The sequence below is a fragment of the Frankia sp. Mgl5 genome (assembly GCF_023242985.1).
Lineage (GTDB): Bacteria > Actinomycetota > Actinomycetes > Frankiales > Frankiaceae > Parafrankia > Parafrankia soli.
Map to the genome: position 1 here is coordinate 1 of NZ_JALKFY010000187.1, position 260 is coordinate 260.

Annotated in this window: 1 protein-coding gene; it reads right to left on the bottom strand. The window is 59.2% G+C overall.

Going from position 1 to position 260, the window contains the following annotated elements; genetic code table 11:
• On the bottom strand, positions 1–260 hold a 260-nt coding region (locus MXD62_RS08930; RefSeq protein WP_248828905.1), incomplete at both ends, for an AIR synthase-related protein.

A 260-nucleotide genomic window follows, 5' to 3' on the forward strand; every position in this document is an offset into this window, starting at 1 on the left:
TCCACGTGCTGATCAAGCGACATCCCAGCGTCGGCCAAAAGTACCTTGCGCACCAGCGAGAAGCCGTTGCTGTGAACGCCGCTGGAGGCAATTCCGATCAAAACGTCCCCAGGCGCAACAGTTGCTCCCGTAATCAGCTTCGATTCATCGACCACACCGACCGTAAAGCCGGCGATATCGTATTCGCCTTCCGCATACACGCCGGGCATTTCCGCTGTTTCCCCGCCGATCAGAGCACATCCTGCCTGGGCGCAGCCATC